16 protein-coding genes are annotated in these 15,414 nt (G+C 53.9%); 7 read left to right on the top strand and 9 right to left on the bottom strand.

Annotated elements, in window-relative coordinates; all coding sequences use genetic code 11:
• The first annotated feature begins 42 nt into the window (after nucleotides 1-42).
• Complete coding sequence (locus M2403_RS07205; RefSeq protein WP_165057732.1) at nucleotides 43-810, top strand: phytanoyl-CoA dioxygenase family protein; 768 nt, start codon at nucleotides 43-45, stop codon at nucleotides 808-810.
• A gap of 99 nt (nucleotides 811-909) precedes the next feature.
• On the top strand, nucleotides 910-1,761 hold the full coding sequence (locus M2403_RS07200; protein ID WP_165057731.1) for an AraC family transcriptional regulator: 852 nt from the start codon (nucleotides 910-912) through the stop codon (nucleotides 1,759-1,761).
• A 62-nt stretch (nucleotides 1,762-1,823) separates the two neighbouring features.
• On the opposite strand, the gene otnK is transcribed toward M2403_RS07200, so the two are convergent.
• The 6 genes from otnK to M2403_RS07170 all read right to left on the bottom strand — a co-directional run bounded on the left by otnK (nucleotide 1,824) and on the right by M2403_RS07170 (nucleotide 6,949).
• Nucleotides 1,824-3,095 carry a 3-oxo-tetronate kinase gene (otnK, locus tag M2403_RS07195; protein WP_259228830.1) on the bottom strand — a complete coding sequence of 424 codons (1,272 nt, stop codon included), beginning with the start codon at nucleotides 3,093-3,095 and terminating at the stop codon, nucleotides 1,824-1,826.
• Nucleotides 3,089-3,766, bottom strand: coding sequence for an aspartate/glutamate racemase family protein (locus M2403_RS07190; protein WP_259228829.1), 678 nt, complete (start codon nucleotides 3,764-3,766; stop codon nucleotides 3,089-3,091). The genes otnK and M2403_RS07190 overlap by 7 nt, the downstream gene beginning before the upstream one ends.
• A 23-nt stretch (nucleotides 3,767-3,789) precedes the next feature.
• A complete protein-coding gene (locus tag M2403_RS07185; protein WP_208952482.1) occupies nucleotides 3,790-4,488 on the bottom strand; it encodes a substrate-binding domain-containing protein in 699 nt (232 codons plus the stop codon).
• 75 nt (nucleotides 4,489-4,563) lie between these two features.
• A complete protein-coding gene (locus tag M2403_RS07180; protein ID WP_208952481.1) occupies nucleotides 4,564-5,478 on the bottom strand; it encodes an AEC family transporter in 915 nt (304 codons plus the stop codon).
• Nucleotides 5,479-5,524: 46 nt separating this feature from the next.
• Nucleotides 5,525-6,163, bottom strand: coding sequence for an aldolase (locus M2403_RS07175; RefSeq protein ID WP_208952480.1), 639 nt, complete (start codon nucleotides 6,161-6,163; stop codon nucleotides 5,525-5,527).
• 12 nt (nucleotides 6,164-6,175) lie between these two features.
• A complete protein-coding gene (locus tag M2403_RS07170; protein ID WP_235937313.1) occupies nucleotides 6,176-6,949 on the bottom strand; it encodes a DeoR/GlpR family DNA-binding transcription regulator in 774 nt (257 codons plus the stop codon).
• A 332-nt stretch (nucleotides 6,950-7,281) separates the two neighbouring features.
• On the opposite strand from M2403_RS07170, the gene M2403_RS07165 reads away from it, so the two are divergent.
• The gene (locus M2403_RS07165; protein ID WP_165057721.1) at nucleotides 7,282-8,340 is read left to right on the top strand and encodes an NAD(P)-dependent alcohol dehydrogenase; all 1,059 of its coding nucleotides are present in this window, start codon (nucleotides 7,282-7,284) and stop codon (nucleotides 8,338-8,340) included.
• Between the two features lie 51 nt (nucleotides 8,341-8,391).
• On the opposite strand, the gene M2403_RS07160 is transcribed toward M2403_RS07165, so the two are convergent.
• Entirely contained in the window at nucleotides 8,392-9,315 is a 924-nt protein-coding gene (locus tag M2403_RS07160; RefSeq protein WP_259228828.1) for a DMT family transporter, read from the bottom strand.
• Nucleotides 9,312-9,899, bottom strand: coding sequence for a TetR/AcrR family transcriptional regulator (locus tag M2403_RS07155; protein ID WP_165057717.1), 588 nt, complete (start codon nucleotides 9,897-9,899; stop codon nucleotides 9,312-9,314). The genes M2403_RS07160 and M2403_RS07155 overlap by 4 nt, the downstream gene beginning before the upstream one ends.
• Before the next feature lie 220 nt (nucleotides 9,900-10,119).
• Here M2403_RS07155 and M2403_RS07150 point away from each other — a divergent pair, with 220 nt between their 5' ends.
• On the top strand, nucleotides 10,120-10,551 hold the full coding sequence (locus M2403_RS07150) for a CopD family protein (protein ID WP_165057715.1): 432 nt from the start codon (nucleotides 10,120-10,122) through the stop codon (nucleotides 10,549-10,551).
• 195 nt (nucleotides 10,552-10,746) lie between these two features.
• On the top strand, nucleotides 10,747-12,801 hold the full coding sequence (locus tag M2403_RS07145; RefSeq protein ID WP_217153117.1) for an FUSC family protein: 2,055 nt from the start codon (nucleotides 10,747-10,749) through the stop codon (nucleotides 12,799-12,801).
• Nucleotides 12,802-12,865: 64 nt separating this feature from the next.
• Here the strand turns inward: M2403_RS07145 and yahO are convergent, their stop codons facing one another.
• Nucleotides 12,866-13,144 (bottom strand): DUF1471 family periplasmic protein YahO, encoded by a 279-nt coding sequence (yahO, locus tag M2403_RS07140; protein ID WP_101076551.1) that lies wholly within the window; start codon nucleotides 13,142-13,144, stop codon nucleotides 12,866-12,868.
• Nucleotides 13,145-13,516: 372 nt separating this feature from the next.
• Between yahO and gntK the strand changes: the two genes are divergently transcribed.
• Together gntK and gntU are read left to right on the top strand one after the other, a co-directional pair.
• A complete protein-coding gene (gntK, locus tag M2403_RS07135) occupies nucleotides 13,517-14,074 on the top strand; it encodes a gluconokinase (protein ID WP_259228827.1) in 558 nt (185 codons plus the stop codon).
• Complete coding sequence (gntU, locus tag M2403_RS07130) at nucleotides 14,071-15,408, top strand: gluconate transporter (protein WP_152327143.1); 1,338 nt, start codon at nucleotides 14,071-14,073, stop codon at nucleotides 15,406-15,408. Before gntK ends, gntU begins: the two co-directional genes overlap by 4 nt.
• Nucleotides 15,409-15,414: the final 6 nt, after the last annotated feature.

Below are 15,414 nucleotides of genomic sequence, written 5' to 3'. Positions count from 1 at the left end.
CGTACTTTTGTGTTGCATAAACGTTAACTGAAGAGGTGGGAAATGATAAATTCATCTGAGCAATACCTGGACGCCCTCGGCGCAACGCAGTCGCTTACCGCAGAACAGACCGCTGAGCTGGAAACTAAGGGTTACGTTATTATTCATAACGTGATCGACAAAGACTGGCTGGAAGATATGCGCGTGACCTTCGATGCGCTGGTGGAAAAAGAGGGTGACAATCTGGCCGTTGAGCATCATCAGGAAGCCACCGCGACGCGTATTGCGAACATGATTAACAAAGGCACGGTCTGGGAAAAAGTGTGGTCGCATCCGCTGATCCTGTCCGTTTGCCGCCACATTTTCCGCGGCGCGTTTAAGGTGTCGAGCCTCAATGGCCGCGAAGCGCTGCACCGTGGCGGACATCAGCCGCTGCATGCGGACTGGAAAAAACCTCGTCCGGATTTCCCCAAAGTGCATCTGGTGAACTCCATCTGGGCGATTGATGATCTCAGTGCGGCAAACGGCGCACCGCGAATTATTCCGGGGACGCATCACCGGCCTGAACTGCCGGAAGATGTTCTGGCGGACGTCGGATTACCACATCCTGATGAAGTGGTTTTCGAAGCTCCGGCCGGAAGCGTGATGATTTATGACGCGCACGCCTGGCACGGCGGCACCAACAATACCGTCGGCACACGCCGGCGCGTGCTGCACAGTTTGTACATTGACCGCGAAGATGCGCAGCAGCAGGATCAGCGCAAATGGCTTAAACCGGAAACCGCCAGCCGCCTGACACCGGCGCAAAAATGGTTGCTGGATGTGTTGTAAATGCCACACCGGTCAAGACCTGGGGCCAGTTTGCGTGGCAACCCAAGGTCTTGACCTTGATGGCAAGATTCAATGCAATTGAAAAACTGAGAGAACGCCATGCTGCCCGTTGTGATAGACACTCTTTTCCGATCGTTTTGTGGCAGTGAAGCGCAGGCGGTGCGCTTTCCGGATAACACACAACCCATGCCCGAACTGGCGTTGCTGGTCAGCTTCCCGCGCATCGAATTTGTGGTCAGAGGCCACGTTCATGACCGCAGTCTTCCGGCTGAAAAGGGCTTGCTCAAAGAGGGCGACGCGCTGTATATCCCTGGAGGAAAATGGAATCTCACCCAGTGGAGCGCGCCCGCCGTGCTGCTGAGCATATTGTTCAGCAAAGAAAAGCTCGGTTTCAGCCTGCAATCCTGGGACGGCAACCGGTTTTCCGAAACGGACAAACAAAGCGTCGCCCGGCTGGGGCCGCGGGTCGGCTCGTTTTTATTGCAGGCCATGAATGAAATCGTTTCAAACCCGGATGACCAGCAAACCGCCCGCTGCGTGGTCGCCGGTTTGCTGAGCCATTGTCAGGAACAGCTGGCGAACCGCACACAAATTCTGACCCGCAGTGGCGCGTTGTTTGAAGTGATGAAAAAATATATCGAGGAAAACGCCTCGCTGCCGCTGACCCGCGAAAACGTGGCAAAGCGTTTCCATATCACGCCGAACTACCTCTCACATCTTTTCCGAAAATCCGGCGATACCGGCTTCAGCGAATACCTTAACCATGTCCGGCTGGAACGGGCAAAACTGCTGCTGAAAGGCTATGAACTGAAGATCAAAGAAGTGGCGAGCAGTTGCGGATTTGTCGACAGCAATTATTTTTGCCGCGTGTTCCGTAAAAGTACTGCGCGTTCGCCTTCGCAGTACCGTAGTCAGTGGCTGAGCCAGCATCCGGACATTAAAAAAGGGTAGTGCTTTGCCCTGATTTTCTGATCTAAATGGTGAGGGTGGAAAGGTATGGAGGAAACGGCCCCTTACGGAGCCAGTGTCTGAAACGCGCGGTTGAAGAAGTCTTCGCTGCCAAAGTTGCCTGATTTCAACGCCAGCGCCATGGGTTGTGCATTGCGCATGGCCAGCAGTGCCGGAACGCCGGTGCTGATTTCTGCGCCAATCACCACCGAACCGAGTTGCAAGCCTTTCACCACCGCGCCGGAGGTTTCGCCGCCGCCGACGACAAGTCGTTTTACGCCCGCGTCTGCCAGAGCAACCGCCAGTGTGGCAAAGAAATCTTCGATGGCGTTCGCCACTTTTTCGCGGCCATAACGTTCCTGTAAAACTGACACGCTGGATACGTCGCCCGAGGTCGTAATCAGCGGTGCGCGGTGCTGGTTTTGTTCAATGAAATCCAGCAGTGTTTCACGGGATACTTTTCCCAGAAGCAAGTCTTCCGCGTCAATCTGCAAAACGGCATGACCGGCGGCGTGCCGGGCAATCTGGCGCAACGTCATCCGCGAACAACTTCCCACCAGAATTGCGCCTTTTCCTTGCACGCCGACGCGCTGTGGCACATTGCCCTGCGCGTCGCCCCGGGCAATGAAATTATGCGGCAACCCCTGCGCGATAGCCGAACCGCCGGTAATCAGCCGTGCTTCATCGCAGGCCGCGCCGAGGGTGATCAGATCGGCGTTCGTGATGCTGTCGGTCACCACCAGGCAGCGGCCTTCTTCCGCCTGCGCCAAAAGCGCATCGCGCACTGACGCGCTGCCCGACTGAACCTGTTGCCAAGAAATAAATCCCGGCGGATTTTCAGACTGCGCGGCCAGCACGCGGCGGATATCCGGGTCGGTCATCGGCGTCAGCGGGTGATGTTCCATGCCAGATTCATTGAGCGGGCTGGAGCCGACAAACAAATGCCCCTGATACAATGTCCGCCCCATATCGGGAAACGCCGGACACACCACCACGCCGCGTGCGCCAAGCCGGTTCGCCAGCGCTTCCGCCACCGGGCCAATATTCCCGGCGGGCGTGGAATCAAACGTCGAGCAATATTTGAAGACAATCTGACAACAACCTTGCGCCAACAGCCATTCGCAGGCTGCCAGCGATTGTGCGACGGCTTCGGCGGCGGGCAGCGAACGGCTTTTCAGCGCAATCACACCGGCCTCAATGTCCGGCAACGCCGCATTTCCCGGCGTGCCCATGTACAGCGCCGTTTTCATGCCGCCTTCGCCCGCCAGGCCTTTCGCCAGCGTCACGCCAATATCGCTGGCGCCGGTGAAGTCATCGGCAATCACACCCATCAACATGATGTCTTTCCTTCATTATGCAAAACGCGCTTTTTCATCTCACTGACCGCCGCCTGCGGAGCCGCCAGAACCGGCACGCAGGTGACGGCCTGCACGGCTTTCAGCGCACGCGAGGTGGAGAAATGCGCCAGCATGATGGCGTCGCAGCCAGTCAGCTGCTGCGCATATTCCGCCACCAGCCGGTGGTGAGTTTCATCGTCACCGGCACGCAGCGCTTCAATCGCACCTTCGGCGCATACCGTCTTCAGTGAGACCGTTTTACCCAGACGCGCGGCCATGTCGCTGAACTCTTTTTCCATTCCGGCGATAGCAGGGCGGAAAGTGGCGATCATACCCACGCGGCTTCCTGCATCGAGTGCGGCTAAAAACATGGCTTCATTGGGTTTCAGCACAGGAATGGTGAGCTGGTCAGCAAGTTTTTCCAGAGCTTCGCCAAACGCGGAGCAGGTCGCCAGAATGCCGTCTGCGCCGGTATCACTGGCGTATTGCCCGAAGCGGATAAAACGTTCGGTGAGTGCCGGTGTCAGCTCAACATTTTTGGCCCGCTCAATGGACAACCCGTCATCGAGCAGATTTACCGGGATGGCGTCGGGCCATAATTCCGCCATTGCGACGCTGACGGGCTGCATTGCCACCGGCGTGGCGTGCAGCAGGACAATCGTTTTAGGCATGTTCTTCTCCTGTGGCTCAGGGGTTAAAACCGGCAATCAAGGCCGAAACGGGCGTAGGCCTCTTTTGAGGCTTCCGCAGTGACAATGTCAATCAGCGCGGCACCTTCGTTTTTTAGCGGGGAGGCGTTGAACAGCGCAATGGAAAACGACGTCACTTTTTGCAGTTCCTCCGGCAGACGACCAGCGATTTCAATGCCTGACACCACCAGCAGTTCGCTGATTTGCTGAACCGCCAGACTGGCTTCGCCGGTGATCAGTTTTTCTGCCGTAAATCCTTCCGGGATCGGGCTGGCTTTGGCGTCCACTTCTGCCTCAATGCCCAGACGGGTGAGCACGGTTTTAAAATGAATGCCGCTTGCGCCGCCGATGGAATAACAAACCGAACGTGTTTCCAGCAAGGTTTTCTTCAGCGCTTCTGGGGTGGAAACGTCTGGTCGGGTGTCGCCCTGTTTTACCGCGAAACCGATGCGCGAGACGATCAGCGGTTTACGGCTGGCGGCGTCCACTACGCCAAGTTCGATCAGCTCATCCATCGCCTGATCGGTCACAATGACTACGTCGCCGGTTAGCCCGCTGGCAATGTTTTTCATTAACACCGTGGTTGGCGTCCAGGTGATATCAATGTCGCCGTGTGACTGGCGGTATATGTCGAGCAGCGTGGCGTCAAACGGCGAGCGGACAACTAACGCGCTGTGCAGCGTAAGGTTTTTTGAAGAAGACATGCGTGACTCCTGGTTTCAGATAAAAGTGATGAACTTCAGGTACAGCGTTAATAATCGTAATCTTGATAATCACAACTACATGGCCAGCCAGATGGTGAGTGGCACGGTGACCACTGCCAGGATCGTGCTCAGCATGATGGCGAAGGCGGCTTTCTCAGGGTGAACGTCCAGCGCTGACGCGACGGCGGCGATGTTGGCAGCGAGCGGATTACAGGCCAGCATGACCATCACCACATATTCATAGTGATTCAGATTAAACAAGCGGAATATCGCGATGATGACCACCGCGTACAACCCTTGTTTCCACAGAATCGAGGCGATGGCGAATTTCCAGTCGGGAATTAATTTATCGAAGCGTGCCAGTGACATACCGATAATCATCATGCCCAGCGTGGAGTAACCGCCGACAAATCCGTCGACGCTGCTTTTAATTACGTCCGGCAGTTCAAAGTGGAAGTATTTCAAAATCAGGGCAAGAATGGCCGCGTGCAGTGTCGGCATTTTCAATACCATGATCAGGCTGTTTTTAATGGAGTACCGGCCACGCGCGGTGATGTAATACGCGGCCGTAAATTCATAAATACTCGAGGCGACTTTGGCGAAAACCACGATGCTGATAGCTGCGGCGCCGTCCGGTGTACCGCCGAGCAAGCCAATGGCCAGTGGTAAGACAAAATAACCGACGTTACCTTGTCCGCCTGCTGCGCCGAATAAATTCGCGCGGTTGTCTTTCCATAATAAACGCCCGACCAGATACGCCAGAAAAGCGGCGATACAGGAGACAACATAAAACACTACCGAATACATGGCGTAATTAATGTTCGCCGGTGAGTTCAGGATAAGTACAAAACAGACTATCGGTGAGAAAATATAAATCAGTAATTTGGCAATATCCTGCGAGTTAACTTTAAACTTCCGTGTTGTATACCACCCCAGCATGGATACGGCGATTAAATAGGCCACCCGCGGCATGATTTCATATGCGGTCATTTTATTTACCTGTAATAGAGTAAGGGTAAGAGATAAATTATTATTATTACCAGTGGCAGCCGAACAGGGCGCACAACTCGTTAATTGCCTCATCCGGCAGCGCAATGACTTTTCTTTCTGACTTTAGCCATAATTTGGCGGTTTCTTCCAGTTCTTCGAGAATATAGCTGGCGTGTGCCACGGAATGTCCCCAGACTACCGGCCCGAGCCGTTCCAGCATCACCCCTTTCACATGATTTGCCAGCGTCGCAACGCGTTCAGCCACCTCCTGCGCGCCGGGGCGGTGATAATTAATCAGCGGGATTTTCCCCACTTTCATCACCTGATACGGTGTGATGGGCGGCAATATGGCCTCCGGAGACCAGACGCCGCGCAGCGTCAGCAATACCAGATAGGTGGAATGCGTATGCGTTACACACTGCGCGTCCGGGTTATTCTGATAAATACCCTGATGCAGTTTCAGGGTTTTCGACGGTTTTTCGCCATTGATCCATTCGCCCTGAAGATTCACTTTGGCTATTTTTGCCGGATCCAGATTGCCCAGACAGGCGTCGGTCGGCGTAATCAGCCAGCCGTCGTCCAGGCGGGCGCTGATATTACCGGAAGAACCGACGGTATAGCCTCTTTGAAAAAGGGATTCCCCCGCAAAGCAAATATCTTCGCGTATTTTATTTTCCGATTTCATTATTTTCTCACATTATAAAATATCGACAAATGTCACTTTGGGTGAGGTCAGGTTTGACAATGTTTGTTTACATTCTTTCGACACTGAATCGGTAATAATCTCATCCACCGTGTTCAGCGGGCAGACGGAATAAAAGCCGTATTTACCATATTTGCTGCTGTCGGAAATTAATATGCTCCGGTTAGCAACAGAAATAACAGTCTGCTTCACTTCGGCTTTGCCTTCATAAGGTGTCGAAATACCGTGTTTTAAATCCCATGAACTGGCGCTGAGAAAAGCCAGATCGATGTTCAGCGCTTTAATAAAATTAGCCGCACTTAGCCCGACGCAGGAATAGTTGCGTTTATCGACCCGCCCGCCGACATGAAATAAATCAATTGCCGGATTATTCATCAGTAACTGGGTGATGGAAAAATCATTGGTCACCACCGTTAACCGGAAATTTGCCGGAATGCAGCAGGCAATCTCAAAGGTGGTGGTGCCCGCATCCAGATAAATAATGGTGCCTTCGGCAATTCTGCGCATCGCGCACTGGCCGAGTTCTTTCTTGATCTTATGGTTCAGGTATGACTTTTCCTGCCATGGCAGTTCCTGATGCAAAAACTCGCTGAGCCGCACACCGCCGTTGACGCGCAGCACTTTCCCTTCACGTTCCAGCAACGTCGCATCGCGGCGGATGGTCATGTGCGACACATTCATCAGCGACGCCAGTTCGTCGTAATAGGCAATCTGGTTTTCGTGGATGTGCCGGTAAATAAAATCGCGTCGCTCATTTGCACTCAGCATGCTGACCACCCGATAAATTGATTAACCTGATGCCTCTCAATGTTTAACAGTGTAGGCATTTCAATTTCACATTAAAAGTTGCGAAATCACAGAAAAATGATTGGGGATATGGCGGAGTATTTTATATATCTTATTTAATTTTAAGGATAATTTTCGGAAAGTGCCGCAAAGAAATTTTCACATCTGCGTGTGAACTGTGATTCTTTATCGCACAACGTCGCAAAGCGGCGAAAACTGAACAGAATCAGGCAAGGATTCAGGAGGACTGTGGCTTGTGGCTTTGAGGGTAAATTCTATAGTGAAGGGGCCACTATCAACTCAGGAGTTTACCGATGAAAACTGTTGGATTTGCAGCGTACGATCCGAAAAAACCGCTGGCACCCTACGCATTTGAACGTCGCGGCCTGCGTGAAAATGATGTTGCAATGGAGATTTTGTATTGCGGCGTCTGCCATTCTGATTTGCATACCGCCCGGAATGACTGGGGCTGGAGCTATTATCCGATTGTCCCCGGCCATGAAATCGTCGGGCGCGTAACGCAGGTAGGTAATCAGGTTTCCCGCTACAAAGTGGGTGACCACGTTGCCGTCGGTTGTATGGTGGATAGTTGTCAGGAATGTGACCAGTGTAAAAAGGGCGAAGAACAGTTGTGCCGCGAAGGGAACACCGGCACATACGCGGGTTATGACCGTTTTACCAAAGAGCCGACGCAGGGCGGATATTCCAAGCACTTAGTGGTGCGTGAGGAATTTTGCCTGCGGATGCCGGAAGGGTTAGATCTCTCCAAAGCCGCGCCGCTGTTGTGCGCCGGTATCACCACCTGGTCGCCGCTGAAAACCTGGAATGTCGGGCCGGGCAGCCGTGTGGGCGTTATCGGGTTGGGCGGGCTGGGCCACATGGCCGTTAAACTGGCCGTCGGGCTGGGCGCGGATGTCACCGTACTGAGCCGTTCCAATGCCAAAGAAGCTGACGCACTGGCGCTGGGCGCGAGCCGTTTGCTGGTCAGCGCAGACAGTGATGCGATGGCGCAGGCGCACGATCACTTCGATTTGATTATCGATACTGTGCCGGTCAGACACGACATCACGCCATACATGCCGCTGCTGGATGTGGACGCGACGCTGGTGCTGGTCGGGCAGGTCGGCCCGATGGAAGAGTTCAACACCGTGCCTCTGCTGCTGGGCCGTCGCCGCGTGGCGGGTTCGCCAATCGGTGGGATCCGCGAAACGCAGGAAATGCTCGACTTCTGCGCTGAGAAAAACATTCTGCCGGACTGCGAGATGATCCGTATGGATGAAATCAATGCGGCATTCGAACGTATGGAAAAAGCGGATGTTCGCTACCGTTTTGTGATTGATATGGCCTCGCTGGAAGCCCCGGCGGCAGTCTGATTGCGTGTGATTTTTGCCAAAAAAATGGCCCTGCAAAGGGCCATTCTTCTTTCAGGCCGATGTCAGCACCGGCCTGCTTCTCAGCGGAACGGTGATGAAAATGAGGCAGGCGACCACCAGCCCGATGCCGGTCCAGCCCATTGCGGGCAGGCGTTCGCCGACAATCAGCACTGCCAGAACCGCCGCCACCGCAGGCTCGAGCAGCGTGATAGTGGTCGCCAGGCTGGCCGGAATGCGTGCCAGCGCATAACCGAAACACACATAACCGGTAAACATTGGGATCAGCGCCATGTAAGCGCCGACCGCGGCGTTATTCCACGAAGCCAGCAATGGCGCGCCGGTCACGAATAACACCGGCATCAGCAACAGGCCACCAAGGCCAAACGTTGCGCCCATCGACACACGCGAAGGAATGCCGCGCTGCATCAGCTGGCGCGCCGCCCACGCATAAAGGGCGTAAGTCAGCCCGGCAACCAGACCGAGCGCCATGCCCGCCAGCGCGTGCGGCTGCTGGCCTGAAAGGGCGTGCGTGCTGCTTTCGGCCAGACATAACAGCACCATTCCGGCCACACCAATGGCCGCGCCCGCCATCCAGCGGCGGGTCAGACGCTGGCCCTCGAGCCAATATTCAATCAGTGCAGAAAGCAGCGGGGCGGAACCAATGGAAATCACCGTACCCACCGTCACGCCCGCAAGGTGCATCGAGGCATAAAAAGCCAGCGGATAGATGCCGACGGACAGGCCGCCGGTCAGTAAGATCCGCCAGTGCAAAGTGAGCGCCCGGCGGTGTCTGAGAATGCCGCGTGCGGCAATGGCCGCCTGCAAAAGGCCGCCGATGCCCATCGCCACTGCGCCAATCGCCACCGGGCTGACCTGCGGGGCGAACGTCGCTGCCGTGCCCGTTGAGCCCCATAACACTGAGGCAAAAACCACGGCCAGAATGCCGAGTAACCGTTCTGCAGGCGAGCTTGTCACGGCGCCTCCATCATGGCGTCGGCCATCGCCATCGCCTGACGTACACAGGCACCGTTGCCTTCCAGTCCGGCGCGGGAAATTGCCCCTTCGAGCAGGAATGAAAAATGCCGCGCCAGTAATTGCGCTTTCGCTTCATCGCCGGCAAACAGCTCCAGCAAATGGGCAGACACAATGGATTCCACCTGTTCCTTGTGGCCGCGCACCGCCAGTCTTCCGGGCGCACCGGCAGGGAGTTCGGCGGCGGCATTGAGCAGCCCGCAGCCGCGAAATCCGCGCTCGTACGAAAATTCAGCGTGATCGTCATACGCGCGGAAAACCGCCAGCACTTTTTCCTTCGGGCCGGATGCTTCCTCCTCGCGGCGTGCATACAGCGCCAGCCATTCGTCGTGGCGAATGGTGATGTACGTCGCAACCAGTTCCGCTTTTGATTCAAAATTGTTGTAGAGGCTTTTCTTCGCCACGCCCGCTCTTTTCACGATGGCGTCAATGCCCGTAGCGGCGATACCATCGTTATAAAACAGGACGCGTGCCGCGCCGAGCAGGCGGTCGCGGGCGCTTTCCGCTGGCGTTTCAGGTTGTGACATAACGTCGCTCATCTTAGTGAATCATTGAGTAGGTAGCCCAGTCTACCTACTCAATTTCCAAAAAGAAAGAAAACAGAAAACCTGACGTTCCGAAAACGCGGAGACATTACCCGTGCCTTTATCAGGGGAAAAGGACATAATCCGGTAAAAGCCGTGAAGAGACAGCAGGTTGAAGTTGTCCGGCGTACCGCATTGTCGTTAACTTTAGAAGGAATAAAACATGCTTCATGAGTGGCTGAACACCCTGCACATTATCGCAGGGATATTGTGGATCGGCGGAATGCTGGCGATGGCGCTGGTTTCCATAACGTTTTCTAAAACCGTCGGAATACAGGATAACGCGGGCAAAGCGGCGTTGCTCGATACTGTCCGTAAATGGAATCGCTGCGTCACCAGCCCGGCGATGATTGTGCTGTGGATTGCCGGGATTGTGATGATTGTCAGCCACGGCCAGATCCCGCACGCGTGGCTGCTGATTAAGATCCTCGTGGTGTTCTTCCTTTCCGCGCTGCACGGGCTGCTTTCCGGCGATTTACGCAAACGCGCCACCGGGATGCCTGCAAAAAATTACGCATTACTGCGCAATGCCGCGGGAATTATCGCTCTCTGCGTCATCATTATCGGGATTCTGGCGATCATCCGTCCTTTCTGAATCACTGACAGCGTTACAACTGATCCACGCCACGGCGTGGATTTTTTTTGCCGGCAGGAGAGGAAAGCGGGCGCGTGAGGCAATTTTGTAAGGTGACTAATAGTTTCGTATGTTTTGTTACACTCTTCAAAAGGGCGCAATCTTCCTGACAGGCTAAAATACTGTTTTAAAATACGCTGAGCTGTTGATTTAAAAATGAAATGGTTAACAAAAAATGCGCTCTTGTTCTCCGTCAAAACCTGTATAGCGGCATTTTTAGCCTTATATATCGCGCTTGAACTCAATCTCGATAAACCTGCCTGGTCAATGGTTTCGGTTTACGTCATTTCCCAGCTCTATTCTGCCTCGACACTTTCTAAAGCCACGTACCGTTTTCTGGGCACGGTGCTCGGCGGGATTTTCATCTTTCTGGTCTATCCGTTTACGGTCACCGATCCGATGCTATTCAGCCTGAGCGTGTCGCTGTGGGTGGCTTTCTGCCTGTATCTTTCGCTGCACGACCGCACGCCGAAGGGGTACATTTTTATGCTGGCCGGATACAGCGCGGCGATCATGGGATTTGCCGACGTCGATACGCCGCTTTCCATCACTTACACGGTAATTTCGCGCGTCGAAGAGATCACGGTGGCGATTGTCTGTAGTTCGCTGATCCACATGCTGGTGTTCCCGGTGCGTATGCGCAATCTTCTGGAGAGCAGCGTCAGTAACTGGTACGACAGTGCCAAAAAACTCTGTTCAGAGTTGCTGACCGTTACGCCCAAAGAGACGTCGCCTGAGCGCGAACACATTCTGGTGCAGATGGCGAACTACCCCATCAGCGTGGAAACGCTGATTACGCATTGCGTGTTTGAGGGCGATTCCGCGCGCCGGTTAATCCGCCTGGTGACCGCGCAGTATCAGCATTTGTCGTATCTGATCCCGACCCTGACGGCGATTGAAAAACGTCTGAGCCTGCTGGGCGAGCAGGGCATTGCGTTCCCAGATTTTGTCTCCGCGACCTTCAGCCAGTTTTTGCTGTGGCTGAACAGCCCGGAGCAAAGCGGCAATGCGAAGGCGATTCAGGACGATATCCGCGCGTCGCAGGAAAGAATTAAAACGTGCTACGAGCGGGGCGAAATGACGCCGGAAGAAGGGCTGTTGTTTATCGGTTTGCTGGAGCGTTTGCAGAATTTCATTCACATTGCGGAATCATACTTTGGCGTGACCGAACGCGTCAGTCAGTTCAGCAAAGAGAAAAAACGCAGCAAACTCAGGCTCATCAGAAAGCATAAAGATGAAGGGATGATCCTGTTATCGGCCTTCAGCGCCTTTGCCGCCACCATGGTCGGTTGTCTGTTCTGGATCGGCACCGGCTGGCGTGACGGGGCTTCCGCGCCGATGATGGCGGCGGTTATCTGTTCGTTCTTCGCCTCGCTCGACAGCCCGATTGCCTCGATCCACGTCTTTCTCAAAGGCGTGCTGATTGCGATTCTGATCAGCATTGTTTATGCCGCCGTGTTTATTCCGCTGACAGTGACGTTTGAATCACTGATTATCTGCCTCGCGCCGGGTCTGCTGGCGCTCGGGCTGGTGATTGCCAATCCTTCCACCAACTTTATCGGCCTGATTATTGCCACGCAGATCCCCGGTTTTATCGGCATGAGCCATGATTTCAAACCTGACCTGCTGGTGATCGTTAACGCAGCGATTTCCACGCTGGTGGGGATTGTGATTGCATTGCTGACCACGGCACTTATCCGCAATAAACGGCCTTCATGGACGGCAAAACGCGCGTTGCGCAAAGGCATTAAAGAGTTATTGCAGTTTACCAATGCGATCAAAATTAACGCGTCGTCACTGCGCGGGCGTCAGCAGTACGTCGCGAGTATGCTCGATAAAGTGAATATTATTTTGCCGCGTAATAAAGTTGATCCGGTGCCGAATGTCGCGCTGGGCGGAAATTTGATTACGGAAATCTGGCTGGGCGTGAATTGCTATGATTTTTATGCCCGCCATCAGGCTATTTTAAAAAGTCATACGCTGGAAACGGACGCGCTGATGTTTGAAATTAATCAGTACATCAAAATGCGGCTGAAAAATATTTATATCGCGCCGCCGCAATCCCTGCTTGAGGAATTAAACCGCGTTTTGTTAAACCTCGAAGCGCTGTGCCGTTCGGACATGACGCTATTTAAACCGCTGTTCCATCTGTTCAATATCCGTATGGCGCTGTACCCGACGGAACGCTGGCCGGAAGGGCTTGCTGCCTGAAATTTCTCTTCATTTATGTATAAAAAAACCACGCCTTGACGTGGTTTTTTCACGATCATATTACTTATTTTTTCTTATACACGTCAGCAGTGCCGTGGATTTTATTGTTGGTATTGCCGGACGTTAATACAAAGACGTCACCGCCTTTTTTATCGGCTTTTTTAGACAAGTCTTCAATTGCGCCTGACTGCGAAGTTTTATTCGACGTAGTGACCGAACCGACTTTGGTATATTGCGAGGCGACTTTTTCAAAATCTGCTTTCTTCAATAGCTGAGCAGAAAATGCGCTAAAGGAAAGACCACCGGTTAACGCCACAGCCAGCAACGCGTGAGATATTTTCATTTTTGCCTCAGAAGTATGAGTACCGGAAATCCGGCGGAAGAACATCGTGATACGCCTGTTTTTTAATTACCCTGTTAAGTAATAAGCCGCTGCAAAAACAGCGGTTTATTACGTGATTTAAGTAATAGACAAGGAACGTGATTATTACAAGGCGGAATCACTATTCTTTGCTGAACCCAAGACTGTGTTATTCACCTGTTAATAACCCCATCTAAAATGTTTCATCGCTAATAATTAACTTTGAACCTGATCACATTTATGGTTTTCACCCGCCGCCACCGATTGTCAGACGCGGAAATCCCTCTGATAATGTTACCGATAACATGTTACCGGTAACATTTTTATTTAAGATCCCGTGCCAGGAGCTGAACCGTGAGCCAGAACCAGAACAACAATCAGAATAACAATCGTATTTATATTTTCATGGGCGTATCCGGCAGCGGAAAATCCGCCGTCGCCAACGCCGTTTCACACCAGTTATCCGCCGGTTTTCTTGACGGCGATTTTCTGCACCCGCGCAGCAATATTTCCAAAATGGCCGCAGGCGAGGCGTTAAACGATGACGACCGCGCGCCGTGGCTGGCCGCACTCAACGACGCGGCGTTCGCGATGCAGCGGACCAATAACGTGTCGATCATCATCTGTTCCGCGCTTAAGAAACGCTACCGCGACCGCTTGCGGGCAGGCAACGGCAATCTGTCATTTATCTATCTGCAAGGCGATTTTCCGGTGATCGAGGAACGCATGGCAGCGCGAAAAGGCCATTTCTTTAAGTCACAAATGCTGATTTCTCAGTTCGCCGCGCTGGAGCAGCCAGGGGTTGAAGAGAGCGATGTCATCACCATCAATATCAACCAGCCGCTTGAAGGTGTCATCGCAGAAACCCTGCAACATATTCAAAGTTTCCAGCAACAGGAGCACTGCGCGTGAATACAGTAACTTTAGTCGGGACAGCGGTCGGGTCGGTTTTACTGCTTCTGTTCCTGGTCATGAAAGTCCGCATGCACGCCTTTGTGGCGCTGATGCTGGTCTCCATCGCCGCCGGGATTTTCTCCGGTATGCCCATTGATACTATTGCCGACACCATGCAAAAAGGCATGGGCAGCACGCTCGGTTTTCTGGCGATCGTAGTGGCGCTGGGCGCGATGTTTGGCAAGATCCTGCATGAAGTCGGCGCGCTCGATCAAATTGCGGCCCATTTACTGAATCGTTTCGGCAAAAACAAAGCCAATTACGCCCTCGGGATTGCCGGGCTGGTGTGCGCGTTGCCGCTGTTTTTCGACGTCGCCATTGTCCTGCTGATCGGCATTGTGTTTGCCGTTGCGCGCCGAACTGACGGCAACATTGTCAGGCTGGCGATCCCGTTGTTTGCCGGTGTTGCCGCAGCCGCCTGTTTCCTGCTTCCGGGGCCGGTGCCGATGCTTCTCGCGTCACAACTTAACGCGGATTTTGGCTGGATGATTGCCATCGGTCTGGTCGCCGCCATTGCCGGCATGCTGATCGCCGGGCCGCTGTACGGCAATTTCATCAGCCGCTATGTGAACTGGCCAATGCCGGTGGAAGAAAATGCGCCGACGCTGAACAAAGACAATCTGCCATCTTTCGGTTTCAGTCTGGCACTCATCTTATGCCCGCTGGTGCTGGTGGGGATGAAAACCATCGGCGCGCGTTTCGTCACTCAGGGTTCTCATTTGCAGCAATGGCTGGAATTTATAGGCCATCCCTTCACCGCCATTCTGATTGCCTGCCTGATTGTGATTTACGGTCTGGCTAAACCGCGCGGCATGACCAACGAACAAACTCTGGCCATCTGTTCTGCTGCCGTACAACCGGCCGGGATCATCCTGCTGATGACCGGTGCGGGCGGCGTGTTCAAACAAATTCTGGTGGATTCCGGCGTCGGCCCGGCCATCGGTGACGCCATGATAGGCACCGGTTTGCCTATCGCCGTGGCCTGTTTTGCGCTGGCCGCCGTGGTGCGCGTGATTCAGGGGTCGGCGACCGTCGCCTGCCTGACCACCGTCGGCCTGGTTCTGCCGGTGACGCATCAGCTCGGGCTGAACGGCGGGCAACTTGCGGCGCTGGCCATCTGTATCACCGGCGGTTCCATCGTGCTGAGCCACGTGAACGACGCCGGTTTCTGGCTGTTCGGTAAATTTACCGGTGCCAGTGAACTGCAAACGCTGAAAACCTGGACCGTGATGGAAACCCTGCTGGGCACCACCGGCGGGATCATCGGCATGATTGCTTTCACGATGCTTTAAGTAAAG

The organism is Rahnella sp. BIGb0603 (assembly GCF_024808755.1).
In the GTDB taxonomy this organism is placed as follows: domain Bacteria; phylum Pseudomonadota; class Gammaproteobacteria; order Enterobacterales; family Enterobacteriaceae; genus Rahnella; species Rahnella contaminans.
This window is presented reverse-complemented; position numbering and strand designations above follow the sequence as displayed.